The sequence below is a fragment of the Pseudomonas sp. NPDC088368 genome (assembly GCF_044753445.1).
Lineage (GTDB): Bacteria > Pseudomonadota > Gammaproteobacteria > Pseudomonadales > Pseudomonadaceae > Aquipseudomonas > Aquipseudomonas bambusae.
Window position 1 is genome coordinate 77113 of the sequence record NZ_JBIVNG010000006.1, and the last position, 24948, is coordinate 102060.

The following is a 24948-nucleotide window of genomic DNA, read 5'->3' on the forward strand; positions in this document are numbered from 1 at the left end:
GCGGGATAAGCTCTGACTTCCACGGCCTTCGGCCAGCATCAAAAGCGCGTAGGGCGGATTGAAGTATGACTCCCGGGCAGAAGCGCATAGGCGATGTATGCCATGCGCACATCTCGCTTCTGCCCGAAGGGCGTGGGAGCAAGCTTGCTCGCGATCGGCTGCGCAGCAGTCGCAAATCCGGTGCCTGCGGTCTGCCTGACGAAACCGAGGTGATCGCTTTTACTGCCGCTACGCGCCAGATCGTAGGCAAGCCAACTCCCACGGCCTTCGGCCAGAATCAAAAGCAGGTTGGCCGGATAAACTCTGACTTCCACGGCCTTCCGCCAGAATAAAAAGCGGGTGAGTCCTGATTAAACACTGACTTCTACCGCCTGCGGCCAGCATCAAAAGCGGGGGAGGCCCAATCAAAAGCCCGATGGCAGGCATCGGGCGTTGAGGAGGGAGGCGAGACGTCGCTTCAGTTCACAGTCACCACGATACGGCCAAGGTGCAGGTTCTTCTCCAGTTCACGGTGTGCCTCGATCATCTCGTCGAAGGTGAAGGTCTTGGCGATGACGGTGTGCAACGCGCCGGATTTCAACCCCGCGAACACGTACTCGGTGGCCTTGCGTTGACGTTCCGGGTCGGTGGTGGTGCCAAACAGGTTGTAGCCGCGAATCACCGGGGTCTTGGCGATGACCGTCAGCAGCGGCAAAGGCGTGATGTCTTCGCTCAAGGCGCCGTAGATGAACACGCTGCCGCCAATACGCAGGGCCTCCAACAGTTTCGGGAAGGTGGCGCCACCGACAGGCTCGAACACAATGTCGGCGCCGTGACCCTCCGTGATGCGGTTGACCGCGTCCACCAGGTCTTCTTCGTCGGTCACGATCACGTGGCTCGCACCGGCCGCCAGCAGTTGTTCGCGCTTGGCGCGGGTGCGGGTCAGCGCGACCGGAATGCCGCCTGCCGCACGCACCACTTGCAAGGTGCCGAGGCCGACGGAGCTGGACGCCGCCGGTACGAGTACGACGTCGCCCGCTTTGAGCAGGTCGTTTTCGATCAGTGCGCCATAGGGCGTGATGAACACGTTCCAGATGGCGGTGGCCTGTTCGAACGACACCGCGTCTGGCAGTTTCACGACGGCGTGGGCGGGCGCCAGGACTTCTTCGCCGTACATGCCGTAATCGTTCAGCGAGAAGGACGGCACTGTGCTGACCCGATCGCCGACCGCGACGTGTTTGACGTCGGCACCGACGGCCGTGACAACACCGGCCGATTCGTAACCCAGACGAGCAGGGAGCTGGACCGGCTCAACATAACTGCCTTGCCGCCACATGGATTCGGCGCGGTTCAAGCCGATGGCATGAACCCGGAACAGCACTTCGGTCGCGGCCGGTCTCGGGGTTTCGATGGTTTGATAGCGCAGCACGTCAGGGCTGCCGTATTCGGTGAAATGGATGATGCGAGGCATGGGAATCTCCAGGGAAAGACAGGGGGAGGAAACGTCGGTGCCCTCGGGAAGAGGGCGATTACGGGAAAGGTGTGTGCCTCAGACGGCACACACCAGGGCTGCACTGCTCGACATTTTTCGCCGGATCAGCAGGTGCAGCATCAGACCGGAGAACTCACAGGCCGCCGCCACCCAACCCAGCGCAGTCACCGAGGCAAAGCTCAGTGTCAGCGAACCGAGGGCAGCGCCCAGTGAAAAACCCAGGTACATGAATGAGGCGTTGAGGGACAGCGCGATGGGCGTTCCTTTGAGACCGGCGATGCCGATCAGGCCCGCTTGCTGCGCCGGGTAAAACGACCAGTGAGCCACGCCCCACACCAGCACCCCGACCACGACCGGGACCAGCGCCTGATCGGCAGAAAACGTGTCGACGCTCAGGGAAAGGATCACAAACGAGGCAATCATCGCCGTGAGGCAATAGGGGATGACTCGACGCGCACCGAGACGATCCACCAGCTTGCCGCCGACGATCACACCCACGCCCGCCGCGACACCCCAGGCGAAGAACACGTACCCGACTTGCGCGCCAACCAACCGCGTCGTGTCGGTGATGAACAACGCCAAGTAGGTGTAAACGGTGTACGCACCCGTCGCCCAGAGCGTGGTCACCCATAGGCTGAGCAGAATCACCGGACGGCGGGCCGTGTCGATCCGTTCGCGCAATGAGGCCACCGGCAAGCCCTGACCGATGGCCGCAGGCAGCCCGATGATCAGGCCAAGACTGGCCAGTGCGGACAGCGCCGCCACCCCGGCGAAGGTCATGCGCCAGCCGAGGTGTTCCCCGACGATGGCGCCCAGCGGCACCCCGAACGCGACGGCGAGGGTGATGCCGCCGTTGACGATGGCCAGTGCCGTGCCACGTTTGTCGGGACCGGCAATCGCACCGGCCAGCGCATTGGCCCCCGGCACGAACAGCCCTGCTGAGAACGCCAGCAACACCCGGGCGAACATCAGCACCCAATAATTGGGGGCCACGAAGGCAATCAGGTTGGCGAGGGTGAAGCCAATCATCGTGAAAATCATCAGCGTTCGGCGGCTGAACCGGCCCGTCAACGCCGTAAGGATCGGCGAGCTGAAGGCATACGCCAGCGCAAAGACCGTCACCAGTTGTCCGGCGGCGACGACGGTCGTCGTCAGGTCGGCGGCAATGTCCGGCAACAGCCCCGCGAGCATGAAACTCTCGGTGCCGACGGCGAAGGTGCCCAGCGCCAGCCAATACAAGGGCACGAGTGAAATCGACGGGGTACTCATCGGTGTGATCCTCCTGACAGTGAAGCGTTGATGACGCGGCGGTCAGCGCGGGGGTTGCTCAGCGGCGTATTCGGGAAAGTCGTTGTAGTTCTGGGCCGTGCCGCCCCAGAACGCGTCCCGCACGTAAGGGGTCAGTGGCCAGTTGTGGCGCAGGCGTTCGGGCAGGTCCGGGTTGGCGCTGAAATGACGACCGAAAGCCACAAGATCCGCCGCGCCGGATTGCAGAATGGCTTCGGCACCCCCGCGATCAAACCCGCCGGCCGCGATGATCGGACCGTCGAAAAACGGCCGCAAAAAGGCAGCCGCCACGGGTGGACGGTCAGGCTCGATTTCATCGGTGCCCTTGATGCGCGGTTCGATGACGTGCAGGTACGCCAGGCCGTATGCATTCAGCCGGCGCACGAAATACTCGAAAGTGGCTTCCGGGTTGCTGTCAGAAATCGAGCCCCATTGGCCGCTCGGCGACACGCGCACGCCGACCCGGTCCGCACCCCAGACCGACACCAGCGCGTCGAGCACCTGCAACGGGAAGCGCACGCGGTTTTCGAGGGAGCCTCCGTATTCGTCGGTGCGCTTGTTGGTGCCGTCCTGCAGAAAGGTGTCCAGCAGGTAGCCGTTGGCATTGTGCAGCTCGACGCCATCGAAGCCTGCGTCCAGTGCACGTCGAGCGCTTTCTCGATAGCTTTCGATCAGTGCGGGTAACTCGTCTTTTTCGACAGCGCGGTGAGGCGAAGCTGGCACCCAACCGTCCTGAGTGAAGGCGTTGGTCTCGAACGGCACGACCGAGGGCGCAATCGGCGGCTTGCCGTTGCTCAAGTCGCTGTGGGACTGGCGGCCGTCATGGCCGAGTTGCAAGAACACCACGCCGCCCTTGGCGTGCACGGCTTCGACGATGGGTTTCCAGGCGTCGCGATGGGTGTCGGTGTAAATGCCCGGCGCACCGAGGTAACCCCGGCTGTCCACCGAGGGGTGGGTCGATTCGACGATCAACAGGCCGCCTTGGGAGGCGCGCTGCTCGTAGTAGCTCAGCATCATCCGGCTCGGGCTGTCGTCGCGGTCTGCGCGCAGGCGGGTCATAGGCGCGTGCACCACGCGATGGCTGAGGCGATGGAGGCCGACAACGGCGTCCGATAACAGCTTCAATGGCGAAGAGGCCATGGTTGTATCTCCAGAAATGGGCTTGGCAATCAGTGATCAGGATTCAAAGGGCGAGCAGGGAGCGGCGGCCGGTTTGCGAAGAGGCCAGCACACCGTCGAGCAGCTTGTGCATGCGCACGGCATCGTCGAACGTCGCGGCGGCGTGGGTGCCCTCGGCAAGGTCTTGGGCGTACACGTGGTACAGCTCGGCGAGTTCGAGCACCGAGGACGGCAGGTCTTCGGCCGTTGGAAGGCGCAAGTAGCTGGCGGGGATCGGCAACACCTCCAGCGGCAGGTGATCGCCGTGGGCGCCTTCGATCACGTAGTTCTCGCCCACGCCGCCGAACGCCGAAACGTTGGTGATGCGCAGGTCGCCTTCGTGACCGGTGATTTCGATCTGCACCCCAGAGCCGTTGCGTTTGCCGCCTTCGATGTGAACCGAGAGCAGGGCGCCGTCTTCCAGTTGCCCGGCGAGGACCAGTTGGTCCGGCGCGGTGCCGCTCAATTGCTCACCGGTTTCCTTGATGGTGACAACGTCGAACTGGTTGACCGCCAGCGCGCTGACATTCACCGGCCAGCCCATGGCGGTGAACAGCATGTCGAGGAAATGGCCGGCATAAATCGACACCACGCTGGAGAAGTTCTCCACCGGTACGGTCCAGCGCAGGGCGTTCGGGCGCAGCGCCTGGAAGTAATTCATGCTGACGTGGATGCGCACCGAGCGCACTTTGCCAACGTAGCCCTGTTGCAGCAGGTCTTGCAGGTAACGGTTGTGGGGCGCGTGACGGCGCTGCAAACCGACGATGGTGCGCACACCCGCTTGCTTCGCCAGGCAGGCCAGCTCTTGCGAGACCGCGGTGCTGGTGGTCAACGGCCATTCGCAATAGACGTTCTTGCCAGCCGCGATGGCGGCGCGCACCGCCTCTTCGTGTTGAGGGGCAATCGTCAGGACCACCACCAGATCGACGTCGGGGTGATTGACCAATTCGTCCAGGGATTCGGCTACATGGGGAATGCCCAGATGAGCAGCGGCGACTTGCGCGCTCTCCAGACGTTGGCTGTAAACGGCAGTGATTTCATATTGAGGCAACAGCGAGAGCACGCGAACGTGACCGTGCATGGCCCAGGTGCCAATACCGACCAGGCCGACGCGGATAGGGGAAGCAGTAGGGCGCATGACAGACTCCAGAGATTCACAGGACAGGCTTCGAAGTCTAGGGAGCGCAAGGCAGGGGAAAAACAGGCCGGATATCCGAACATTCCGGACAAAAAAGCTTTAATGACAAAGGAGCACAGCCAAACCCCGTGTAGCGAGGGCACCAGCCTGCGGGGGGATTTCAGCCTTTTTGTCCACTGTGTTCGGAGGCGTGGCCGGTTTTTCCCGGCACGTCGATTGCCTACTCTGTGGGCTTTCTCACCACATCGCTGGAGGCCCGCCGATGGACCTGTTTTTCGCCATGAAAGTGTTCACCCGCGTGGTGGAATCCAACAGCTTCACGCGGGCGGCGGACACACTGCACATCCCCAAGGCGTCGGCCACCATCGTCATTCAACAGCTCGAAGCCCACTTGAAGATTCGGCTGTTGCAGCGCACCACCCGCAGCCTTGGGCTGACGCCTGACGGGGCGGCGTATTACCAGCGTTGCGTACGAATTCTGGCGGACATCGAAGAGGCGGAACACACGCTGGTGGCGAAAGCGGACACGCCGCGCGGCACGTTGCGCATCGACATGCCGACGTCGTTGGGCAAACTGTTGGTGCTGCCGGAGCTTTATGCCTTCCACCAGCGCTACCCCGACATCGAGCTGATGGCGGGCTTTGGCGACAAGCCGGTGGACCTGATTCAGGACAGCGTCGATTGCGTGATTCGTGTGGGCGAACTGCCGACGTCCAACATGGTGGCGCGGCGCATTGGCTTCTATCGACCGGTCACAGTGGCCAGTCCGGATTACCTCGCACGACACGGCATGCCCACGGCGCTGGACGAGCTCAAGACCCACGTCGCGATCAATTTTTTCTGGGGGCGCCACGGCAAGCGGATGAACTTCAGTTTCACCGTCGGAGACCAGGTCGTCGAAACGCTGTTGCAGGGCAACCTGGCCGTGAACGACACCGACGTCTGGATGCAGTCCTGTTTGAGGGGGTTGGGGATCATTCAGGCGCCGCGGTTCATGGCGGCGCCTTATTTGGCGTCCGGAGAGTTGGTGGAAGTATTGAACACTTACATTCCGCCGCCCTTGCCGATTTCAGTCGTCTACCCGCAAAACAGACACCTTTCACCGACAGTCAGGGTGTTTGTCGATTGGATCGCCGAGTTGTTTGCACACCATCCGTTATTGGTGGAATGAAACGTCAGTCCACTTCCACGACTTCGCTGATCTGGTACACCGGCGACGCGTTGGTGAAGTTGGCGATGTCGTTTTCCAGTTCTTCGCCGTGGGGCGCAATACCTGCTTGAAACGCTTCGACGGATTCACAATACAGATGGCACAGGCCGACGTATAAGGGCGCGCTGTCCGGTTCCATCCCCGACAGCCCCTTGTCGATGCTGTAGGAGATCAGGTGATCCCCCAATCGCCTTTTCACCAACGGCAGGTGCACGTCGCGGTAATAACGATGATTGAAATGAATCCCGCGTCCGGAGGGGTACATCACGCTGATCTTGATCACGTTGTCACCTCCCCATCAGCGGCTTTTATAAATCGCGGCGAAACGCTTGGCGAAGGCTTCAATGGACGTGCCACCAAATGGCGCTTTCGTTTCGAAGAAGTGTTCGAACAACAGCCCTTTGTCCAACGTGTCGAACATCTCGACGTAGTCGTTCGCTGCGCCCTTGGCGAACCCGTAGCCCAACAGCACTTGGCGGAAGTCTTCTTTCTCGAACTTCTCCCATTTCAGACCCGGGATGCCGATTTCCTTGCCGATCAGTGCAGCAATTTCATCGGTGCCGGTGATATCGCTGATGACGTACTGGTAGCTGTGGCCCTTGAAGTTCTGGGTGGCCAGCGCCGCTGCGGCGGTACGGGCAATGTCTTCAGGGTCGACGACCGTGAAACGGCCATGCGGGATGGCGAACATGTTGCCCATGTGCCCGGCCTTTTTGATCAGGTCGATGGACAACAACAGGTTGCTGTAGAAGTAACCCGTGCGCAGGCTCAATACGTTCACGCCGGAGCCCAGTGTATTGAGCACATCTTCGGCCAGGCCCATGCCGCTGATGGGGCCGGCATCCGTCTGGCGGTCAGCGCCGTAGCTGCTCAGGAACACCACGTTTTTAACGCCGGTGGCTTCAATGGCGGCCTTGAAGTTGTGGGCGTATTCGATGCTTTGTTGCTTCTGGTCTTGCGAGTTCCACATCGGCGGCAGCATCAAGTACACGCCGTCTGCACCCTTCAACGTGTCTTTCAGAAAGGCCACATCTTCCATGTCGCCAATCGCGGCATTCGCGCCTTGTTTGACCAACGCGGCGATGTTGTCAGCGTTGCGGCTGACCACACTCACGTCATGACCCGCGGCCAGAAGCAGTTCGGTCAGAGGTTTGGAGACATTGCCAGCACTGCCTGTTACGACGAATTTCATATCGAGTATCCCGTAGTGAGAGAAGAACATTGCCGTGTCCACATGGGGGAACACCGCAGAGGTGGGCCGACGATACGGGGCCGATGAACCGGGATAAATCGAGGGGCGCGGTAAACAGAATTCATTCGGGCTAAACAATGCATCGATGGGCCCGTGGGTTGGGCGGCAAGGGAATAACAGACAAAAACGCCGAAGTGACCGGACCGCCGCGCCGTTTATTGCGAACAACGCTTCGGACATGCTGAAGGTCATCCACTCTGATCGATGAGGTTCACATGAATGGTCTGTTTTCAACCTTGAAACTGCGGGGGCTCACGTTGCCCAACCGCATCGTCGTGTCACCCATGTGCCAATACTGCGCGGCCGATGGCCTGGCGAATTCCTGGCATGTCGCTCACCTCACACAACTGGCCATTTCCGGCGCGGGCATGTTGACCATCGAGTCGACGGCGGTCGAGCCTGACGGGCGCATCACTCCCGGTGACCTTGGACTGTGGAGCGATGACACTGAAGCGGCGCTCGGCACGGTCATTCAGGCGATCCGGGATAATTCGCGGACCCCCGTTGCCCTGCAACTCGCTCACGCCGGGCGCAAGGCGTCGAGTTATGAGCCTTGGCGCGGCGGGCAGCTCATCCCGGTGTCCGAGGGTGGTTGGGAGACCGTCGCACCGTCCGCGATTCCTCATAAAGAGGGTGAAGCTGCACCGGTCGAGCTGACAAAAGCCGACATCGTGCGTCTTCGCGAAGCCTTCGTCGCCGCCACCCGGCGCGCGGCCCGCTTGGGCGTGGACGCGCTGGAATTGCATGGTGGCCATGGCTACCTGATTCACCAGTTCTTGTCGCCGATCGCTAATCAGCGCACCGACGAATACGGCGGATCGCTGGAAAACCGCATGCGCTTTCTGCTGGAAGTCTTCGACGCCGTGCGCGACGCCTGGCCGGACGAGCGTCCACTGGGTGTGAAACTGTCGGCCTCCGATTGGGTGGAAGGTGGGCTGGACATCGACGCGACGGTGACCATTTCTCGCGCCCTGAAGGCACACGGTGCGGACTGGGTGGTGTCGTCGTCGGGCGGCATTTCCCCGCTGCAAAAAATCGCGCCAGCCCCCGGTTATCAGGTGCCGTTTGCCGCTCGGGTGAAGCAAGAAACCGGGCTCATTTCCACCGCTGTCGGCCTGATCACCGAACCGCGTCCGGCCGATGACATTATCCGCTCGGGCCAGGCCGATCTCGTGGCCATCGCCCGCGCCATGCTCAACGACCCGCGCTGGCCATGGCGGGCGGCCGCCGAGCTGGGCGCCAAGGTGACGGCACCGCCGCAATACTGGCGAGCGCTGCCCCAAGGCCACGCAGACATTTTCGAGCACCTCGTGTTTGGCGCCCGTTGAGCGGGCGTGACACCGCGAATCAACTCTGGAGAATCCTATGAGCAGCTCTGTAAACAACAGCAACGATGGGCCAGTGGCGCTGATCACAGGCGCGCTGGCGGGTATTGGTCGAGCGACGGCCATTGCGTTCGGGCAGGCGGGCTACCGGGTGGTGATCTCGGGGCGTCGCGAAGAAGCCGGGCAAGCGTTGCTCGCGGAACTGGAAGCGCAGGGCGTGCAGGCGATCTTTCAGCGAGCCGATGTCCGTTATGAAAACGAAATCGAACGCCTCGTGGACGTGACCGTCGCCGAGTTTGGCCGACTGGACACCGCCGTCAACAACGCAGGCGTGGACGGGAAGTTCGCGTCCATCCTGGAGGTGACGTCCGCCGAATACGAACAGGTGTTCGCCGCCAATGTGCTGGGCACGCTGCTGTCGATGAAGCACGAGATGCGTGTGATGCGGGCGCAAGGGTTTGGCAGCATCGTCAACCTGTCGTCGAGCATGGGTATCAAGGGCGCGCCCAATGCGTCCCTTTACGCAGGTAGCAAGCACGCGGTGGAAGGGATCACCAAATCGGTGGCCCTGGAAGCCGCGCCGTTTGGTATTCGGGTCAATGCTGTGGCACCCGGCCCCGTGCAAACCGAGATGTTCGACCGCATCACAGGTGACGAGGCGGGAAGAGAACGCATGATCGACGGCGTGCCCATGAAACGGATCGGCACACCGGAAGAAATCGCCCGCATGATCGTGTTCGTCGCCTCGGGCGCCGTGCCATTCATGACCGGCGAAATCGTGCGCGTGAACGGCGGCAAGACGGCCTGAGTGGCGATGATCTTTAAGCAGGAAATAGTCGATGGCGAAGGCAGAATGGACGGTGCTGGACAGCGTCGAAAATGACGAGCGCAATCGGTGTGTCGATATTTTCGTGCGCACCGATGGGTCTTACGGGTTCGAAGAGTTCCGCTTCGATCCCGAGGACGGCCAGTGGATGAAGACTCGATACTACGCCGATCAGCGTTTTGTGGCGCTGGATCAGGTCTATTCGGAGATTGAGCGCCGAGTGCCCTGGAGCCAAGGAAAACAAAGGGGTTGACTGATGTGTATATACACATATGATGGGCGTCATGAAAGAAATTACCGGCCCCGATCTCTGCCATTGCCTTGCCGTCAGGCGCAATGCGAGGTACCTCACTCGACTCTATGACCGACATCTGGCCAGGACCGATCTGTCGATTTCGCAGTTTTCGTTGTTGGCGATGCTCGTCAAACACCCGGAAATCTCCATCTCGGACCTGGCCGAGATCATGGTCATGGAACGCACGACGTTGGTAAGAGCCCTCAAACCGCTTCAAACGTCAGGATTCGTCCTCAGCCGCACGGAAGGGCCACGGTCGGCCTTGCGGCTGTTTCTCTCTGAAGACGGGAGGGCGAAATTCGAAGAGGCGCTGCCCGATTGGGACGCCGCACAAGCCGAACTGGAAGCAGAAATGGGTCAGGAGCAAGCGATGTCGGTTCGCGCGTCGTTATTGGTGGTCGTACCGGAGCTGTAATTTTTTTTGACTCTCTACTGTGTAATTACACACTAACATCGCGAAGCCGCTGCTTCGCTTTTCTGAACCATCAGGAGCATCCAATGAATATTGCCGGATCAGTCGTGTTTGTGACGGGGGCCAGCCGTGGGCTGGGCCTTGCGCTTGCCAAAGTAGCGTTGGCTCAAGGGGCTTCGAAGGTTTATGCGGGTGTGCGCAACACAGAAGGGTTCGACGTACCGGGCATCATTCCGGTCAAGGTCGATGTGACCGACGAAGCGTCGGTGCTAGCGGCCGCCGATCAGTGTCAGGACACCACGGTACTGGTGAACAACGCGGGGATTGGCGAGATTCAGGACAGTGCCCTGGCGCCCAACATGATTGAGCTGACTCGGCGCATGATGGACACCAATACCTTCGGCATCGTGCGCACGGCCCAGGCCTTTGCCCCGATTCTCGCGCGCAATGGCGGCGGTGCAATCGTCAACGTGTTGTCGGACGTGACGTGGTTGAGTCGGCCGATGCTGGCTGCTTACGCGGCGTCCAAGTCAGCCGCCTGGAGCGTGACCAACGCCCTGCGCCTCGAACTCACTGGCCAGAAGACTCAGGTCGTTGCGGTGCACGTGGGCTTTGTCGACACCGACCTTGTCAGAGGCTTTGACGTGCCGAAAACCGACCCCCGCGTTGTGGCTGAAGTGGTGTTCGAGGGCGTGAATGGCGGGGCGCTCGAAGTGCTCGTCGACGAAGGCACTCGACTCATCAAGTCCAGCCTGTCACTGCCTGACGCGGTGTACTTCAACCCGCAGTGACCATGAGGAAAAAGGTATGAGCGACGTCCCGTACATTCTGCTGGTGAACGCAACGGTCAAGCCTGAATACCTGACCGAGGTACTGGAAACCGCTGCCGTGACATTGGCACACACGCTCAAAGAACCGGGCTGTGTGGCGTTTCATCAGACTGCTTATGCGCAGGACCCCACGCATCTGTGTTTCTTTGAATACTTTGCCTCGGAAGCGGCTCATGCCGAACACATGGCGCAGTCCTATACCCAGGCCTTCATGGCGCTGCTGGACGGCAAACTGGTGACTGCACCGGACATGCAGCGATTGACTCTGGCACCCGCAGGCTGACGGTATTGGCTGAGCGTGTGGTCGGGACGGGCTTGTTGCCGGAGCATCAGTGGCCTGCCTGATTGCAGCGTGCAACAAAACCTCGCGTTGCCCGAGATTCGTTGATCACCTTATCAAGGGCGATGGGCGAACTTCTCGGGCGACTGCGTTTGTTCAAATGCTATTGATGAACCGGTAGAACATAAAATGTTTTTGTTTCAGTGGGGCTTTCGAAATTGACCACTTTAAAGGTCCGATTTCCGTTCCATTGTTTTTTCATATGGGGCTGATGATTAAAAGCCAATGGCTGACAACTCCCGCACTCACCAGTATTCGGAGGCTATTAATAATAAATGAGGAAATAATGTCCATGAGCCATAATCGTTCTCTCTGGAGCGCCTCCGTGCTCACTGTTGCCATTGCCGCTTCGTCTGGCGTTCATGCAGATCAACTCACGCGAGACAGTGGTGCCCCTGTTGGCGACAATCAAAACTCTCAAACGGCAGGCGATGCCGGTCCCGTATTACTTCAAGACTCCCACTTGATTGAAAAACTGCAGCGGTTTGATCGCGAGCGCATTCCCGAACGCGTCGTTCATGCGAGGGGCACGGGTGCATTTGGAGACTTCGAGCCGACTGCTGATCTGCATGACCTGACCGTGGCGCAAGTTTTTCAACCGGGCAATAAAACGCCCGTATTCGTCAGGTTTTCCACGGTGATGGGGTATCGGGGATCGCCCGAACAAGCCCGTGATCCCCGCGGTTTTGCCGTGAAGTTCTACACCTCACAAGGTAATTGGGACATGGTCGGCATTAACTGGCCGATCTTTTTTATCCGCGATGCCATCAAATTTCCCGACTTCGTTCATGCCAACAAACCCAGCGCGGTCACCGGCGTACAAGATCCCAACCTGGCGTTTGACTTCTTCGCGCACACGCCAGAAGCCACCAATATGTTGACTCACCTCTATACCGTCGAGGGCATGCCGGATTCCTATCGTCACATGGACGGCTCGGCGGTCCATGCGTTCAAATTCATCAATGCTGATGGCGTGACCCATTATGTGAAGTTTGCCTGGAAGAGCCAGCAGGGCGTTCATGGTTTTGAACCCAAACAAATCGGTGGTTCCATTGCGAATGACTGGAACTTGATGACCAATGATTTGTATGGCGCCATCAAAAAAGGTGACTTTCCCAAATGGGATCTCTATGTCCAAGTGCTGACACCAGGGGAGTTGGGCAAGTTTGATTTCGATGCCCTCGACGACACCAAAGTCTGGACCGGCGTGCCGGAGCGAAAAGTCGGCACGCTGACGCTGAATAAAATTCCGGACAATTATTTCGAGTCCACCGAAGAGTCGGCCTTTGCACCGTCACGTTTGGTCCCGGGAATTGAAGCGTCCGAAGACCGCATGCTTCAGGGGCGACTGTTCGCGTATGCGGATACCCAAATGTACCGGCTCGGCGCCAACTATCAGCAACTTCCCATCAACGCGCCGAAAACACCTGTTAGCAATAACAATCAGGACGGTGCCTTGAACGCGAGTGGTCGTCAGGGCGAGATCAACTACGAACCGTCGGGCATCAAGGAGCTCAGCCAGGACCCTAAATACAAAGACGCAGCGACGCCGGTCAGTGGGGTCACTCAGCAGCGCATGACCCAGAAACCGCGAAACTTCTTCCAGGCCGGCGAGTACTACCGGGGCCTGTCCGAGAAGGACAAAGGCTTCCTGATCGAAGCCTTGAGCGCGGACCTGAACCACGTCACCAACGAGGCCAACAAGTACACGATGCTCTCCTACTTCTATAAGGCGGACGCCGGTTACGGCGGGCAGTTGGCGAAGGCGACCCACGCCGACGTCGAGCGCGTCAAGTCACTCGCAACTCGCCTGCAAGACTGAGTCGGCGTTGAGAACGGCCATCGCGTCGGGCACTGACGCGATGGTCTTGAGGAGATGATCCATGCACACCTATTCCCGTCGCCGAATCGGCTTCGTTGTTGCTGCACTGGTGCTGTTGGCGGGTCTTTCGTGGGTGGGACTGCGCGTCAGCCACCTGCTTGTGCCCGATTTCTGGCTGCCCTCCACCCCCGAGCACCTGGTCAGCGAGGAACGCCCCGTCCAGGTGAATCCGCATATTTATGATCAGCAATGGTTCGACGCGGCCCGTGCGGGGCGAACCGACATCAGCCAGGCACTGATCGACGCCGGTTTTCCGGTGAACAGCCAGAGTGGCGAGGGTTACACCGCGCTGGTGTTGGCGACCTACCACGGACAGACCGACGAGGTCAGGTTGTTGCTCGGCGCCGCCGCCGACCCTTGTATCCCCGACCACAACGGCAACACCGCGCTGATGGGCGCGTTGTTCAAGGGGGAAATGGCCATGGCGAAATTGCTGGTTGATCATTGCGCCATCGATCAGACCAACAACACCGGCCAAACCGCGCTGGCCTTTGCCGCGCTGTTCGGGCGTCTGGAGTTCGTGCCGGTGTTAATCGCACAGGGTGCCGATCTGAACCATCAGGATGCACGGGGCGAAACCGCGCTGAGTATCGTGATGGGGCAGGGCAATGAGATCGCCGCCGCTGCGTTGCGTCGCAGTGGGGCGACGGAATGAGCGGGGTCAGGCGCTAGGCACCCAACACCTCCAACACAGCGTCGGCGAATACAGCAGGCGCTTCCTGCGGCACATTATGACCCACGCCCGCCAGCATTTGCCTGCGTACTTTTCCGCTGAAGCCTTTCACGGCCGCCACGTCATCACGCTTCGACGACACGCCATCATCCGCCCCGCTCAGAATCTCGCTCGGCACCGAAATCGGGGGCCGTTGCGCCAGTTGGCGTTCGATCTCGGCGTAACGCGGGTCGCCCTCCACCAGGCCGAATCGATGACGGTAGGAGTGGGTCACGACGTCGACAAAGTCCGGGTTGGAAAACGAATTCGCGCTCGCCTCATAGGTCCCATCGCTGAATGTCCAACTGGGCGACCACTGTTCCCACAGCAGGCGACAGAACGCTTTGCCATTGGCCTTTAGCCCGGTATATCCACGCTCGCCATGGAGGTAATACTGATACCAGAGACGATGCTCGGTCCGGGGTGAAGAGGGCGTGTTGGCGGCGGCAATGTCCTGAATGTTGTAGCCCGGATCACCGCTTACCAAGCCGATCACGCGCTCGGGCCACAACGCTGCGACGACACACGCCGCGCGGCCACCCCAGTCATAGCCCGCCAGCACCGCGCGTTCGATGTTCAGCGCGTCAAGCAAGGCCAGCAGATCGGCGCCAAGGGCGGCCTGTTCACCAGAGCGCAAGGTGGCCGCGTCGAGAAATCGGGTAGGGCCATAGCCCCGCAAGTACGGCACGATGCAGCGACAACCCGCGCCCGTCAGCCGTTTCGCGACCTCGTCATAGGCGCGAACGTCGTAAGGAAATCCGTGCAGCAGCACCACGACTGGCCCGTCGGCAGGGCCGCTTTCGAGATAGGCGACGTTGAGCACGCCTGCTGTGATCTGTTTCATGTGTCTCTCCCAAATCTAATGTGCCCGCGTCGGAATCCCGCCAGACGCTGAGGCAGGATCATGCGCTTCAGACCCAAACCCGATGTCATCGGTTTAACGAATCTTGGCGGCGGTGCGTGCAGGATGACGCCCCCCTACGACAAACCCATGAATTCAATATATTCCGTCGGCTGCCGTTACACCCTGAAGCCTGGTCATTTATCCCTCTTTTCCCCTATCAAGGACGATCCCATGCATCGGTTTCTATTGCTGCTGCTCTTGAGCCTTTCAGCCCCCGTGTTCGCAGTCAGTTTCGACTGCAGCAAAGCCTCCAATTTCGCTGAAAAAGAGATTTGCCGGGACGGCTATCTTTCAGGTGTGGACAGCATCCTGGCGGGTGAATATCGCAAGGCCATGGCAGCGGCCTCTGATCCGGCAGCCCTTCAGGCGTCGCAACGTGAGTGGCTGATCGTTCGCAATCAGTGCACGGTGCAGAAGTGTCTCGACACGACGTTATCCGACCGCATCAAAGTGCTTCAGCAATACGTGCAGCGTGAAAAGGAGCAGGCGTCCATTGCCGAGTGGAATCAACAACAGGCGCAGCGTGAAGCGGTCGAGGCGGAGCGACTTCGACAGCAACAGGCCGCGCAGACACAGGCCCCAACAAATGTGCCGGCTGCGCCTGTCGCCATCGCACCGCCAGTCGTGAAAGCACCGCCCGCGATCGTGCCTGTTCCTTCCGTGCAGCGGCCCGCTCAAACGCAGACTCAAGCGGCGCCTCGCGTGGTCGCTCAGCCGTCGACGGTCCAGGGCGCGTCCGGTCCAAGCCTATGGACACGATTCTGGGAAGGACCCGCCTGGAAGTACGCATTGCTTATTCTGGGCGCTGTCACGGGTTCAGCCATGGTTTTGCACAGACGGGAGACGCTGACGGTGTACCTCGATTACACCGATGCTGTCGTTGCTAATGTGCTTCCCTTCGCGGGTTTTCTGGTTTTCTTGCTGTTGACCTGGCTTGAGGTTCCTGCCGGCATTCCTTACGCGGTTCTCGGGGCCGCTGTCGTTGCCACCGTGGCGTTCAGCGCCTGGACGTCCATTCAGGCCAATGACTCGCTCTGGAAGGCGATGGTGTCGCTGGTCGCGAAAGTGATCCTGGTGGTCTTGTTTTACCTCTGCGTGGTGTTCTTGCTGTTTTCAATGTTGTCCACAAAGTACAAGGACGAAACCCGTGCTCAGGCCGCTGCCCGCAACCGTCGTGCGCACCGCGAGGCGCGGGCTGCACTCGCGGGCTTGACCGTGGGGTACACGTTCCTGACGCATTGGCTGTGCCGATACGGCGAATTCAGCTCGCTGTCGGAATGCCTCGGGATCGAGGGCGGTGCCGACGTCGCTCAAGGCTGACGCGTCGTCGAGGCATGGAGGCGTACGGGAGCTCGCGAGGCTGAACCCGCGTCAGGTGTCTGAGTACCTGACCTGACGCCATCGCGAGCACGCCCACGGCTACAGGTGATGCGGCGCCCCGAATGTGGATCACCGACTGAGACACACCCGCACATCCTCCAACAACCCCGGCCCCTTCGGGTTCCACCCCAGCCGTTCCCGTGTCTTAGTGTTCGACGCCGACATGTCCTGCCCCGCGAAGCCGGCCATCCAGCCGAAATGCGCTGCCGCCTGTTCAGGGCTCAGGGAAACGGTCGGCACGCCCAGCCCTTCGCCGATCACCTGCGCGATGTCGCGGAAGGCAATCGTCTGTTCGGCGGTGGCGTTGTAGCGGGCGCCGGGCGCGTGTTTTTCCAGGGCCAGGCGGTAGAGGTGGGCTGTGTCGGCAAGGTGTGCGGCGGACCAGCATTCGAGCCCTTCGCCGACGTAGGCCGACACGCCTTTCTGCCGCGCCAAGTCGATGAGGTAGGTGACCAGGCCCTGTTTCACCGGGTTGTGGATTTGCGACAAGCGCATGACCACCACATTGATACCCCGCTCGCTCAGTGCGTGGCCGGCCAGTTCCGAGGCGGTGCGTGGATGGGGATGGGCCGGGTCGAAATGGTCTTCGTCTGCAGGCTGGCCGGGGGCAGGGCAGCCCATGGCAGTGCCGGAGGTGATGATCAGCGGCCGCGTCGACCCCTCTAGCGCTGTGCCCAACGCCGTGATGACGCGGCCATCCTTCTGGCAATTTTCGACGAAGTGAGTGAAATCGTGATCGAAGGCGGTGTGGATCACCGCGTCGCATTGTTCGGCGCCTTTGCGCAGGCTGTCGAGGTCTTCGATGTCGCCTCGGTGAGCGACAGCGCCCACGGCACGCAACGCACGTTCGCCGTGATCGGAGCGGGTCAGACCCAGCACGTCATGGCCTGCGTCGAGCAATTCCCGCGTGACCTGGGTGCCGATGAAACCTGTGGAGCCGGTGAGAAATACGCGCATGGGGTCACTCTCGCTTTGCTGAAAACACCAGCCTGCGCGTAGTCTGTATCCAGTTAAAGACGTGACGTTATCAGGGTATACACACTAACAGGCTCGCTATGTCAGATCAGTCGGTTCAATTGCTGGGTGCGTATTTGAAGGATTGCCGGGGGCGGCTCGACCCGGCGAGCTTCGGCTTTTCCAATGCGCGCAGGCGCACGCCGGGATTGCGTCGCGAGGAAGTCGCGCAGCGCGCCAATATCAGCGCCACCTGGTACACCTGGCTGGAACAGGGCAGGGGTGGCGCGCCGTCCACCGAGGTGTTGAACCGCATCGCCCAAAGCCTGTTGATGACCGAACCCGAGCGCGAACACTTGTTCATGCTCGCGTTCGGCCACCCGCCAGAAGTGATTTACCGCGCCCCTGAAGGCGTGACGCCGCGCTTGCAGCGCCTGTTGGACACCCTTGAATTCAGCCCCGCGATCATCAAGACGGCCACTTGGGATGTACTGGCCTGGAATCGTGCGGCAGCTGTTGTATTCACCGATTACAGCCTGCTGCCGGTGGAGGAGCGTAACATTCTGCGCCTGATGTTCTGTCGGCAGGGCGTGCGCGAACGGCAGGAGGATTGGGAGAGCATGGCGAGGTTCGTGGTGGCGGCGTTTCGCGCGGATGCGATTCGAGCGGGGGCGGCGTCGGAGGTCAGCAAACTGGCAGAGGAACTGTGCGTGTTGAGCGCTGACTTTGCGCGGTTCTGGCGGGACAACGATGTGCGGGTACACGGTGAAGGCAGCAAGCGGCTGCATCATCCGATGATGGGCTTGATCGCGCTGGAGTATTCGGGATTTGCCGTGGATGGCAGGCCGGACCTCGGCATGGTTATTTACAACCCTGCCACTGCTGAGGACACCGACAAGATCCGCGTATTACTGGAGGGGAATGATTGAGCGTCAGCTCGTGGTTTCGTCGCAGCGCTTGTCGACGGATTTGACCAATACGCCGTCCTGGAAGAGTTCCAGGTGAATGTTGCAGGCGGCTTCCGGTGGAATGCTCAGGCGCACGAGAGAGGTGCTGGCGCCGGTCTGGATATCGCCCTGCTGGCTGATGCTGGAGGTGCCCGCGGCGCTGCGTTGGCTGATCGCCATGCGGTAACGCAGGGTCAAAGGTGTCGGGTTTTCGATGTGCGGACGAATCAGCACAGCCGCCCCTTCACGGTGGGTATCGATGGCGACGACCAATTGCGATAAGTCGATCATGGGGCTCACTTCTGCGTGACTGTAGCGTTCATGTTGCTGCCGAACTGCTGGACACTGACCACGCCACCAAACCCGCTTTGGGTGACGTTGGCCTGGTTGTTCTGGCCATACTGCCCGACGTACGCCTGATTATAGGCGCCGCTTTGCACGACGTTGGCCTGGTTGCCGGTGCCCACTTGCGCGATGGCCGCCTGGTTGTAGCGCCCGCTCTGCTCCAGGGTCATAACGTTGTTGTAACCGTTCTGCTGGGCATACGCGGCATTGTAGGCGCCGCTCTGGTTAATGGTCGCCGCGTTGGCCTGGCCCGTCTGGATTTCCACCAGACGCTGGCGTTGGCCACTTTGATCGACCGTGGCGCGGTTGTAGGAGCCGATCTGGCTCAGGTCAACCCGGCTGCCCGACACACCAAGGCCGGAGTAGCGGGCCTCCGACACCAGGTCGGCGGCCGAACACAGCGTACTGCCAAGAGACAGTAAGGCAGCGAAGGTCAGCAGCGCATATTTATTGTGGTTGCGCACTTGAATCTCCCAAGAGCTTGGTCTGCTCCGCAGAGGTAATTGGCGTATTCATCGTCTGCTCGTCATACGCCTTCAGGTAGCCCGCAAGCAGGGGCTTTTTCAGGTCGTCCGGGTTTTTCAAGGACCAGCTGCCGTCGCGGGCACCTTGGGCAATCAGGTGAATCAGGCCCGCTTCGATGGCTTCACGCACGCACTGCTGAACCGGTTCGTTGCGTGAAAGGCCGGTTTCCACTTCCAGCAGGTGACGCAGCGACACGAACTTGAAGACGCCGAAATCCAGCTGGATAGAAAACACGGTCTTGGTGGTGGTGATGCTCTGGATCACGTCGCCGGTGCGGATGTCCACTGCCCGCAGGTTGATGGTCACCTGATCCTGGCGGTAAATGTCCGACGGGCCGATGCCCAGGTAACGCACGCCGAAACCGCCGGTGCGCACGTTGCTTTCGTAGGCGACGATGGCGCCTTCGATGATCATGTTGGCCGGACGCAGCGGAGGCAGTTGAGTCTGTGCCCGGTCCGATGGCTGCTCCAGCGCGCGAACGATCTTGCGTTCGGTCAGAAGGTCTTGCAGGTTTTCGCGTTCCACCGGTTTGAACCAGCGCGAATCGCGTAACGCCCCGACCAGAAGCGACGCGGCGCCCTGAGTCACTGACGTGGAGAAAGAACTGTCCGGCGAAGGCTTGTACTGGCCGGTCTGGTCACGCATGCCGTACACCGCCACTGGAATCTGACCTGCTGGAAGCGGCAGGTTGGCGAGGTCGCGGGTGGATTGGGTGGGCGGCGAAATGGTCGCCGGAGAAATGGTGCCCGCCGGGCGCGAAGTGGCACAACCACTCAGGACTACAGCGGCGAAAATCATCAATGAAATCGTGCGGGCGCGCATGATAAAACTCCGAAAAAACCCGCCGGCGAACCGGCGGGTACGACCTGGATTAGTGCTGATTGATCACAACGTTGTTGTTCAGGCCGCCGGTCTGGGTGACGTTGGCGGTCAGGTAGCTGCCGGACTGAGTGACGCGGGCAGTGTTGTTGATCGCCGAAGCAGTCTGGTTGAGGTCGATGGAGTTGTGGCCGCCGGCTTGCTGAGTCAGCTCAGCCAGGTTGTTGACGCCAGCCTGGTTGCTGAGGATGCTGTTCTCGTAGCCGTCCTGCGTGGCGACCAGGCGGTTTTTGCTACCGGTCTGGTTGCTGGTGGTGGCGTTGCCGTCACCGGTCTGGGTGATTTTCGCGGACAGATCGTAACCGTAGGTTTGATTGGCTACGACGCGGTTGTACGAACCGTTTTGGGTCGCTTGGATGCTGCCGTCGAACGAGTTTTTCTGAGTCAGCGCGCCGGTGTTGTTGCTGCCAGTCTGAGACAGTGTCGCGGAGGAACCATCAGCGACGTTCTGGTAGATAGTGCCAGTGCTGTTGTTGCCGTTCTGGGTCAGCGTGGCATGGGTGGTCCAGGTGTCGTTCTGCAGAATCGAACCGGTATGGCCATTGCCGTTCTGGGTCAGGTCAGCCGTCGAGTCGCGGGTACCATTCTCTTGGGTGGTGGTGGCCTGGTTGTAGCCGCCATCCTGACTGATGGTGGCGGTGACTTTGTAGCTGCCAGTCTGGGTCAGGTTCGACGTGTTGTTGTTGCCGCGCTGAGTGACGGTGCCGGTGGCATCCGTGTTGTTTTTCTGAGTGACGTAGGCGCGGTTGTCATTGTTGTACTGCTTGACGGTGGCGACTGCCTTGTTATTGCCTTCCTGACGGAGCTCGGCCGTATGACCGGAACCGTCCTGGTTCAAGGTGGCGCTGTTTTGTTGGCCCAGGTTGTTTTTCTGGGAGATGTAACCGGTGTTGTAGCTGCCGTCTTGGGTCAAGGTGGCGGTCTGCTTGTTGTCCGAGTTGAAGTTGGTTTTGCCAACCTGCTCGATGGCTGCGTTGTTCTGGACACCGCCACGCTGGGTAGCGTAGGCCGTGTTGTAGGCATTGCTCTGCAGGATGGTCAGGTTGCTGTCACGGGACGCCTGAAGCACCTTGCTGCCTTCGGTACCGGCCACGTTACGGTTGCCAGTCTGGTTAAGGGTAGTGGTGGAGTTGGTCGCACCGCTCTGTTCGATGTTGGCGCCGTTGAAGTTGCCGTCCTGGTAGCTGTTGACGGTACCGTTGCCAGCCAAAGCTGCGCCTGAGACAGAAGCCAGTACTGCGAGGGCGATAAGGGATTTACGTGCTTGCATGATTAATTCCTTTATTCAATGTTTTAGTTGTTTCTGGGTTTATGGCAGGCGAGCGACGCCCGCGAGTTATTGCACAAGGCACAACACGTCTTACAGGAGCGTTACAGCGAAATCGTTAGTGCTGAAGCGGTACAGCGACCGTTACTTATTGGTTGATCTGGAACGACGTACTTTGACCGGTGGTTTTATCGGTGGTGGTTATTTGCAATAAGCCCGGCGACAAGTTGACGATGGAAATCGTGAAGTCTGTTGTTTCAACGGTTCCTGGCGTCAACTTGCCGTCGGTGCCGACAATGCTCGACGTGACCGCGGAAGACACGCGGCTCAGAATCGCGCTTTGCAACATACTGTTGAACTGATTCAGCGTGCTTTGCGTCGATCCCGAGGAAGACGACTTCTCGGTGAACTTGTTTTGCGCGTTCGCCTGGTTCAACAGCACGGGGCCGTTGAGCGGGTTGCCGCCGAAGGATGGGTTGACCGGGACGTACACCAGTTCACTGGCAAGGACGCTGGCGCAGGGGCCGGACAGCGAGAGCAGACTGATGAAAGCAAGAGACAAGCGGTTCATGATTAACTCCTTTTAGATCTCATCGCGACCCATGTCAGGGTCCCCGAAGAACTGCGCCAATTGGTAGTCAAGAATGGCCTGGAACACTTGAGCCGCCACGTCTGCACCCAATCCGGCAATCTGGCTGCGGTTCGGTGGGAGCGCCACCTGAAGCATCCGGCGATTGCCGTAGTTGATGAAAATCTGACTGCCTAGACGTGCGGTGGGGCGCTCCGTGACTGAAACCGTAAAACGACCTTCTTCATCTTTTTCGGCCCAGGCCGAGGCAAAACTGTCGTAAAACGCATGCCCGTTCTGAGTCACTGTCTGCCCGACCACCAGTCCGCCCACTTCAGCGCGATTGAGAGAGCGCTGAGAAGATAAAGCGGGTGTTGTGTTGACGCTTTCTTCGGCAAATGCCGTCGCGGCAAGGCACAGGGGAAGCACCATCATTATCCTTAAAGTGGTGTGTTTCATGGCAGGCACATACAAAGTTTGTTGGAGTGGTCACAGTGTAAATACAAATAATGGGAAAGCGCCACCACGAAACTAAAAATAATGTCATTTATAAATTGGCGCCAAAAATTAGAGTGACTAACTAGTACGGTTTAAAAAAGACTAATCGCGTCGCTAAGTTGGCGTCGGTTTTTCGTGCGGGTCCGCGTGTTTCGCGGAGGCTGTCCTGCAAAGTCACACGGAAAGGCCGTTTCAGACAGCGCGCCTGAAAAAGTATCGTTCGGAGGAGTAACCCGTTTAAGCGCGGTTATTTAAGAGCGTTGTTTTCTGTCTCGTTTTTGAGACTTTTACGGCGGTGGCGGTATAACGAAAGTTATAACTGTCAGCAGCCCCGAGGGGGCCTGAGGCGTGCGGAGCGAGCGGGGGCAGGGCATTTTTTGCCGACAAACGGCACGGAGTCGGCATCTGTTTCAGGCCGCCCGAATGCTTTTGATGCGTGCGGCGAGGTCATCCATGGTGAACGGCTTGGTCAGCAAGTGCATGATCACGCAACGTCGGGCGGGAATAGCCTGTCGCCAGCCGTCGGGCGCTTTAACGTTCAGTGAGCGCCCGTTTCTCCCGGGTTTATATCGCGCGTCGCAGGCCTGACAGGAAAAACCCCTGCCGTGTTTCGAAGCCCAGCCGTTCATATAAGGCGATGGCCGAAACGTTGCTGCTCAGGACATGCAGAAACGGGATCGCGCCACGGGAAAGAATGTCGCGACGAAGAGCGTTCATCATTCGTCCCGCCAGTTGCCGCCCGCGATACGCTTCGTCCACGCACACGGCGCTGATTTCCGTGAATCCGTCGAGGCGCATGCGCTCCCCGGCCATGGCGATCAACCGGCCATTGTCGCGGACGCCCAGATAGCGGCCCATTTCGATCGTGCGCGGACCGAACGGCCCAGGGCGGGCCCTGGCGGTGAGTTGCAGCATGTCCGGGATATCTGCCGTCCCCAGCGGTTGCAGGTCGGTGTCGTCGGAGGCCAGCGGCGCACCGGGCGCGACCATTTGCACGAGGGTGCCAATCTCGCTCGCGACGAGATTGCGCAAGGCGGGCAGCGGCGCGAGGGTCTGGATCGCCACCTGGCCGTCGTGGGGGATCAGGTCATGCAGGGCGTCGAACGCTTCGGGCGAGGGTTCGATGACTGAGGCGAAGGGCGCGACGTCCGGCAGATAACGGCCACTCAACGCGCCCCGTTCACCGAGATGGCTCTGGAGGGTGTTCAATGCATGCCAGGTGGGGTTGTCGAGCGTGGCGTAGGCGTTGTGCATGAGGAACGAGTCGTCAGGTCGGATGGGTGTGGGCCACTGTTTGTCTGTTATCAGCGGATTCGGGCAGTTTCACACCATGAAATGATAAGAGCAATCCTGTGGGAGCGAATTCATTCGCGAAGGGTGGGTACATCCACAGCATCTCCGTCGCCTGACCTCTCTTTCGCGAATGAATTCGCTCTCACAGGTTTCGTGCCACGGCGGGACCCGGTGACCGACATCATTCGTCTGTGCAGCCCGGCTTGGCGGGGCATCGACCTCACGGTCCCGACACAACAGGCCGCAACCCCAACTCATCCAACAACCACTTTTTGAACACCTCCGCCGCTTCATGCCGCGTCCGCCGTTTCGGGTACACGAGGTAATGCCCGATGTATTGAATGTCGTGGGTCACGGCGCGGAGCGGGGCGACCAGGGTGCCTTTTTCCAGTTCGGTCTGGGCCAGCAGGGTCGATTCCAGCACCACGCCCATGCCGCTGGTGGCGGCCGCGATGGCCATGATGCTCCGGTCGAAGCGCAGGGCGTAATGGTGCGGTGACATGAGGTGGTTGGCCTCGAACCAGCCTTTCCATTGCAGCATTTGCACATCGCACTGAATAAGTCGGTGTTCGTACAAGTCCTGGGGCGTGCGGATGCTGTCCGCCAGTTCAGGGCTGCACAGCGGCGTCAGGTGCTCCACGGCCAGCGGGATTTTTTCGATGAGGTTGGAGCGCGGTTCGCCGTAGACGATGTCCAGGTCGAAATCATCGTTTTCGAATTGCGCGTAATCGGTGCTGGCGGAGAACCGCAGGTCGATGGACGGGTATGCCTGCACGAAGCGCGACAGTCGTGGCATCAACCATTGCATGCCGAAGCTGGGGGCCGTGTGCAGGCGCAGCGGCGGCGGTTCCTCGGTCTTGGCCAGCATGAAACCGCGCTGCATTTCATCGAGCCCTCGCTGCACATGTTCCATCAGCAATCGACCCTTGAGCGTCAGGTTGATCTCGCGGGTGGTGCGCTCGAACAGCTGAATGTCGATGGATTCTTCCAGCTTGCGGATGGAATGACTGACCGCGCTGGGTGAAATCCCCAGTTCATGAGCGGCCTGAATGAACGAGCCGGTGCGTCCCGCCGATTCAAAGACCCGCAGGGAAGACAGCGGCACTCTGCGTAGCTGTTGTATTAGTGAATTCTGTTCATTCATTGCTGTAAAAATGTCTTTTGTAGGGGCTTATTTCTCGATGTTAGCTTGATTGCAAGTCGGACGCAGGCCCTTTGATGAATTCGAAACATCAGTCGTTAGCCTGCTT

General features: G+C 60.0%; 28 protein-coding genes. 11 read left to right on the forward strand and 17 right to left on the reverse strand.

The features are described from left to right. Positions 1-38: 38 nt before the first annotated feature. The 5 genes from ACIQAL_RS14405 to ACIQAL_RS14425 all read right to left on the reverse strand — a co-directional run bounded on the left by ACIQAL_RS14405 (position 39) and on the right by ACIQAL_RS14425 (position 5054). The gene (locus ACIQAL_RS14405; RefSeq protein WP_401146409.1) at positions 39-314 is read right to left on the reverse strand and encodes a hypothetical protein; all 276 of its coding nucleotides are present in this window, start codon (positions 312-314) and stop codon (positions 39-41) included. Positions 315-457: 143 nt separating this feature from the next. Next, the gene (locus ACIQAL_RS14410) at positions 458-1450 is read right to left on the reverse strand and encodes a zinc-dependent alcohol dehydrogenase family protein (protein ID WP_401146411.1); all 993 of its coding nucleotides are present in this window, start codon (positions 1448-1450) and stop codon (positions 458-460) included. 78 nt (positions 1451-1528) lie between these two features. Beyond that, a complete protein-coding gene (locus ACIQAL_RS14415) occupies positions 1529-2740 on the reverse strand; it encodes an MFS transporter (protein WP_401146414.1) in 1212 nt (403 codons plus the stop codon). Between the two features lie 42 nt (positions 2741-2782). Further along, complete coding sequence (locus ACIQAL_RS14420) at positions 2783-3898, reverse strand: alkene reductase (RefSeq protein WP_401146417.1); 1116 nt, start codon at positions 3896-3898, stop codon at positions 2783-2785. A 43-nt stretch (positions 3899-3941) separates the two neighbouring features. Then, entirely contained in the window at positions 3942-5054 is a 1113-nt protein-coding gene (locus ACIQAL_RS14425) for a Gfo/Idh/MocA family protein (RefSeq protein ID WP_401146420.1), read from the reverse strand. Between the two features lie 262 nt (positions 5055-5316). Here ACIQAL_RS14425 and ACIQAL_RS14430 point away from each other — a divergent pair, with 262 nt between their 5' ends. Next, positions 5317-6225: a LysR substrate-binding domain-containing protein gene (locus ACIQAL_RS14430; protein WP_401146423.1), complete on the forward strand. Its 909-nt coding sequence runs from the start codon at positions 5317-5319 to the stop codon at positions 6223-6225. A 4-nt stretch (positions 6226-6229) separates the two neighbouring features. On the opposite strand, the gene ACIQAL_RS14435 is transcribed toward ACIQAL_RS14430, so the two are convergent. Both ACIQAL_RS14435 and ACIQAL_RS14440 read right to left on the reverse strand, forming a co-directional pair. Beyond that, a complete protein-coding gene (locus ACIQAL_RS14435; RefSeq protein ID WP_401146426.1) occupies positions 6230-6547 on the reverse strand; it encodes an EthD family reductase in 318 nt (105 codons plus the stop codon). A gap of 15 nt (positions 6548-6562) precedes the next feature. Beyond that, complete coding sequence (locus ACIQAL_RS14440; RefSeq protein ID WP_401146429.1) at positions 6563-7456, reverse strand: NAD(P)H-binding protein; 894 nt, start codon at positions 7454-7456, stop codon at positions 6563-6565. Between the two features lie 275 nt (positions 7457-7731). On the opposite strand from ACIQAL_RS14440, the gene ACIQAL_RS14445 reads away from it, so the two are divergent. The 8 genes from ACIQAL_RS14445 (at position 7732) to ACIQAL_RS14480 (ending at position 14081) form a co-directional block, all read left to right on the forward strand. After that, entirely contained in the window at positions 7732-8844 is a 1113-nt protein-coding gene (locus ACIQAL_RS14445; protein ID WP_401146432.1) for an NADH:flavin oxidoreductase/NADH oxidase, read from the forward strand. Positions 8845-8881: 37 nt separating this feature from the next. Next, complete coding sequence (locus tag ACIQAL_RS14450) at positions 8882-9649, forward strand: SDR family NAD(P)-dependent oxidoreductase (protein WP_166595386.1); 768 nt, start codon at positions 8882-8884, stop codon at positions 9647-9649. 31 nt (positions 9650-9680) lie between these two features. Further along, positions 9681-9920 (forward strand): hypothetical protein, encoded by a 240-nt coding sequence (locus tag ACIQAL_RS14455; RefSeq protein WP_401146435.1) that lies wholly within the window; start codon positions 9681-9683, stop codon positions 9918-9920. Between the two features lie 31 nt (positions 9921-9951). After that, positions 9952-10377, forward strand: coding sequence for a MarR family winged helix-turn-helix transcriptional regulator (locus ACIQAL_RS14460; protein WP_401146438.1), 426 nt, complete (start codon positions 9952-9954; stop codon positions 10375-10377). Between the two features lie 83 nt (positions 10378-10460). Further along, positions 10461-11165 (forward strand): SDR family oxidoreductase, encoded by a 705-nt coding sequence (locus tag ACIQAL_RS14465; RefSeq protein WP_401146441.1) that lies wholly within the window; start codon positions 10461-10463, stop codon positions 11163-11165. A gap of 16 nt (positions 11166-11181) precedes the next feature. Continuing rightward, on the forward strand, positions 11182-11487 hold the full coding sequence (locus ACIQAL_RS14470; protein WP_401146444.1) for a putative quinol monooxygenase: 306 nt from the start codon (positions 11182-11184) through the stop codon (positions 11485-11487). A 343-nt stretch (positions 11488-11830) separates the two neighbouring features. Further along, positions 11831-13366, forward strand: a complete 1536-nt coding sequence (locus tag ACIQAL_RS14475; protein WP_401146447.1) for a catalase — start codon at positions 11831-11833, stop codon at positions 13364-13366. A 61-nt stretch (positions 13367-13427) separates the two neighbouring features. Then, on the forward strand, positions 13428-14081 hold the full coding sequence (locus ACIQAL_RS14480; protein WP_401146450.1) for an ankyrin repeat domain-containing protein: 654 nt from the start codon (positions 13428-13430) through the stop codon (positions 14079-14081). A 13-nt stretch (positions 14082-14094) separates the two neighbouring features. Here the strand turns inward: ACIQAL_RS14480 and ACIQAL_RS14485 are convergent, their stop codons facing one another. Further along, a complete protein-coding gene (locus ACIQAL_RS14485; RefSeq protein ID WP_401146453.1) occupies positions 14095-14982 on the reverse strand; it encodes an alpha/beta fold hydrolase in 888 nt (295 codons plus the stop codon). 231 nt (positions 14983-15213) lie between these two features. On the opposite strand from ACIQAL_RS14485, the gene ACIQAL_RS14490 reads away from it, so the two are divergent. After that, positions 15214-16362: a lysozyme inhibitor LprI family protein gene (locus tag ACIQAL_RS14490; RefSeq protein ID WP_401146456.1), complete on the forward strand. Its 1149-nt coding sequence runs from the start codon at positions 15214-15216 to the stop codon at positions 16360-16362. A 129-nt stretch (positions 16363-16491) separates the two neighbouring features. On the opposite strand, the gene ACIQAL_RS14495 is transcribed toward ACIQAL_RS14490, so the two are convergent. Next, on the reverse strand, positions 16492-17379 hold the full coding sequence (locus ACIQAL_RS14495) for an SDR family oxidoreductase (protein ID WP_401146459.1): 888 nt from the start codon (positions 17377-17379) through the stop codon (positions 16492-16494). Between the two features lie 98 nt (positions 17380-17477). Between ACIQAL_RS14495 and ACIQAL_RS14500 the strand changes: the two genes are divergently transcribed. Continuing rightward, positions 17478-18305 (forward strand): helix-turn-helix transcriptional regulator, encoded by an 828-nt coding sequence (locus tag ACIQAL_RS14500; RefSeq protein WP_401146462.1) that lies wholly within the window; start codon positions 17478-17480, stop codon positions 18303-18305. Positions 18306-18308: 3 nt separating this feature from the next. On the opposite strand, the gene csgH is transcribed toward ACIQAL_RS14500, so the two are convergent. The 8 genes from csgH to ACIQAL_RS14540 all read right to left on the reverse strand — a co-directional run bounded on the left by csgH (position 18309) and on the right by ACIQAL_RS14540 (position 24803). Beyond that, the gene (gene csgH / locus ACIQAL_RS14505; RefSeq protein WP_341964198.1) at positions 18309-18614 is read right to left on the reverse strand and encodes a curli-like amyloid fiber formation chaperone CsgH; all 306 of its coding nucleotides are present in this window, start codon (positions 18612-18614) and stop codon (positions 18309-18311) included. 5 nt (positions 18615-18619) lie between these two features. After that, positions 18620-19132: a curlin-associated protein gene (locus tag ACIQAL_RS14510; protein WP_401146465.1), complete on the reverse strand. Its 513-nt coding sequence runs from the start codon at positions 19130-19132 to the stop codon at positions 18620-18622. After that, on the reverse strand, positions 19116-20015 hold the full coding sequence (locus ACIQAL_RS14515; protein WP_166595403.1) for a CsgG/HfaB family protein: 900 nt from the start codon (positions 20013-20015) through the stop codon (positions 19116-19118). Before ACIQAL_RS14515 ends, ACIQAL_RS14510 begins: the two co-directional genes overlap by 17 nt. A 49-nt stretch (positions 20016-20064) precedes the next feature. Then, positions 20065-21342 carry a hypothetical protein gene (locus ACIQAL_RS14520; RefSeq protein ID WP_401146468.1) on the reverse strand — a complete coding sequence of 426 codons (1278 nt, stop codon included), beginning with the start codon at positions 21340-21342 and terminating at the stop codon, positions 20065-20067. 145 nt (positions 21343-21487) lie between these two features. Continuing rightward, positions 21488-21910: a curli assembly protein CsgF gene (locus ACIQAL_RS14525; protein ID WP_166595405.1), complete on the reverse strand. Its 423-nt coding sequence runs from the start codon at positions 21908-21910 to the stop codon at positions 21488-21490. A gap of 12 nt (positions 21911-21922) precedes the next feature. Further along, on the reverse strand, positions 21923-22366 hold the full coding sequence (locus ACIQAL_RS14530) for a CsgE family curli-type amyloid fiber assembly protein (RefSeq protein WP_166595406.1): 444 nt from the start codon (positions 22364-22366) through the stop codon (positions 21923-21925). A 603-nt stretch (positions 22367-22969) separates the two neighbouring features. Next, entirely contained in the window at positions 22970-23659 is a 690-nt protein-coding gene (locus tag ACIQAL_RS14535; protein WP_401146473.1) for a GNAT family N-acetyltransferase, read from the reverse strand. Between the two features lie 259 nt (positions 23660-23918). Beyond that, positions 23919-24803, reverse strand: a complete 885-nt coding sequence (locus tag ACIQAL_RS14540) for a LysR substrate-binding domain-containing protein (protein WP_401146475.1) — start codon at positions 24801-24803, stop codon at positions 23919-23921. Positions 24804-24948: the final 145 nt, after the last annotated feature.

Coding starts and splice junctions, on each gene's coding strand:
- ACIQAL_RS14410 (WP_401146411.1), bottom strand. CDS start 1,450: ATGCCTCGCATCATCCATTTCACCGAATACGGCAGCCCTGACGTGCTG.
- ACIQAL_RS14415 (WP_401146414.1), bottom strand. CDS start 2,740: ATGAGTACCCCGTCGATTTCACTCGTGCCCTTGTATTGGCTGGCGCTG.
- ACIQAL_RS14420 (WP_401146417.1), bottom strand. CDS start 3,898: ATGGCCTCTTCGCCATTGAAGCTGTTATCGGACGCCGTTGTCGGCCTC.
- ACIQAL_RS14425 (WP_401146420.1), bottom strand. CDS start 5,054: ATGCGCCCTACTGCTTCCCCTATCCGCGTCGGCCTGGTCGGTATTGGC.
- ACIQAL_RS14430 (WP_401146423.1), top strand. CDS start 5,317: ATGGACCTGTTTTTCGCCATGAAAGTGTTCACCCGCGTGGTGGAATCC.
- ACIQAL_RS14440 (WP_401146429.1), bottom strand. CDS start 7,456: ATGAAATTCGTCGTAACAGGCAGTGCTGGCAATGTCTCCAAACCTCTG.
- ACIQAL_RS14445 (WP_401146432.1), top strand. CDS start 7,732: ATGAATGGTCTGTTTTCAACCTTGAAACTGCGGGGGCTCACGTTGCCC.
- ACIQAL_RS14450 (WP_166595386.1), top strand. CDS start 8,882: ATGAGCAGCTCTGTAAACAACAGCAACGATGGGCCAGTGGCGCTGATC.
- ACIQAL_RS14455 (WP_401146435.1), top strand. CDS start 9,681: ATGGCGAAGGCAGAATGGACGGTGCTGGACAGCGTCGAAAATGACGAG.
- ACIQAL_RS14460 (WP_401146438.1), top strand. CDS start 9,952: ATGAAAGAAATTACCGGCCCCGATCTCTGCCATTGCCTTGCCGTCAGG.
- ACIQAL_RS14465 (WP_401146441.1), top strand. CDS start 10,461: ATGAATATTGCCGGATCAGTCGTGTTTGTGACGGGGGCCAGCCGTGGG.
- ACIQAL_RS14470 (WP_401146444.1), top strand. CDS start 11,182: ATGAGCGACGTCCCGTACATTCTGCTGGTGAACGCAACGGTCAAGCCT.
- ACIQAL_RS14475 (WP_401146447.1), top strand. CDS start 11,831: ATGTCCATGAGCCATAATCGTTCTCTCTGGAGCGCCTCCGTGCTCACT.
- ACIQAL_RS14480 (WP_401146450.1), top strand. CDS start 13,428: ATGCACACCTATTCCCGTCGCCGAATCGGCTTCGTTGTTGCTGCACTG.
- ACIQAL_RS14485 (WP_401146453.1), bottom strand. CDS start 14,982: ATGAAACAGATCACAGCAGGCGTGCTCAACGTCGCCTATCTCGAAAGC.
- ACIQAL_RS14490 (WP_401146456.1), top strand. CDS start 15,214: ATGCATCGGTTTCTATTGCTGCTGCTCTTGAGCCTTTCAGCCCCCGTG.
- ACIQAL_RS14495 (WP_401146459.1), bottom strand. CDS start 17,379: ATGCGCGTATTTCTCACCGGCTCCACAGGTTTCATCGGCACCCAGGTC.
- ACIQAL_RS14500 (WP_401146462.1), top strand. CDS start 17,478: ATGTCAGATCAGTCGGTTCAATTGCTGGGTGCGTATTTGAAGGATTGC.
- csgH (WP_341964198.1), bottom strand. CDS start 18,614: ATGATCGACTTATCGCAATTGGTCGTCGCCATCGATACCCACCGTGAA.
- ACIQAL_RS14515 (WP_166595403.1), bottom strand. CDS start 20,015: ATGCGCGCCCGCACGATTTCATTGATGATTTTCGCCGCTGTAGTCCTG.
- ACIQAL_RS14520 (WP_401146468.1), bottom strand. CDS start 21,342: ATGCAAGCACGTAAATCCCTTATCGCCCTCGCAGTACTGGCTTCTGTC.
- ACIQAL_RS14525 (WP_166595405.1), bottom strand. CDS start 21,910: ATGAACCGCTTGTCTCTTGCTTTCATCAGTCTGCTCTCGCTGTCCGGC.
- ACIQAL_RS14530 (WP_166595406.1), bottom strand. CDS start 22,366: ATGAAACACACCACTTTAAGGATAATGATGGTGCTTCCCCTGTGCCTT.
- ACIQAL_RS14535 (WP_401146473.1), bottom strand. CDS start 23,659: ATGCACAACGCCTACGCCACGCTCGACAACCCCACCTGGCATGCATTG.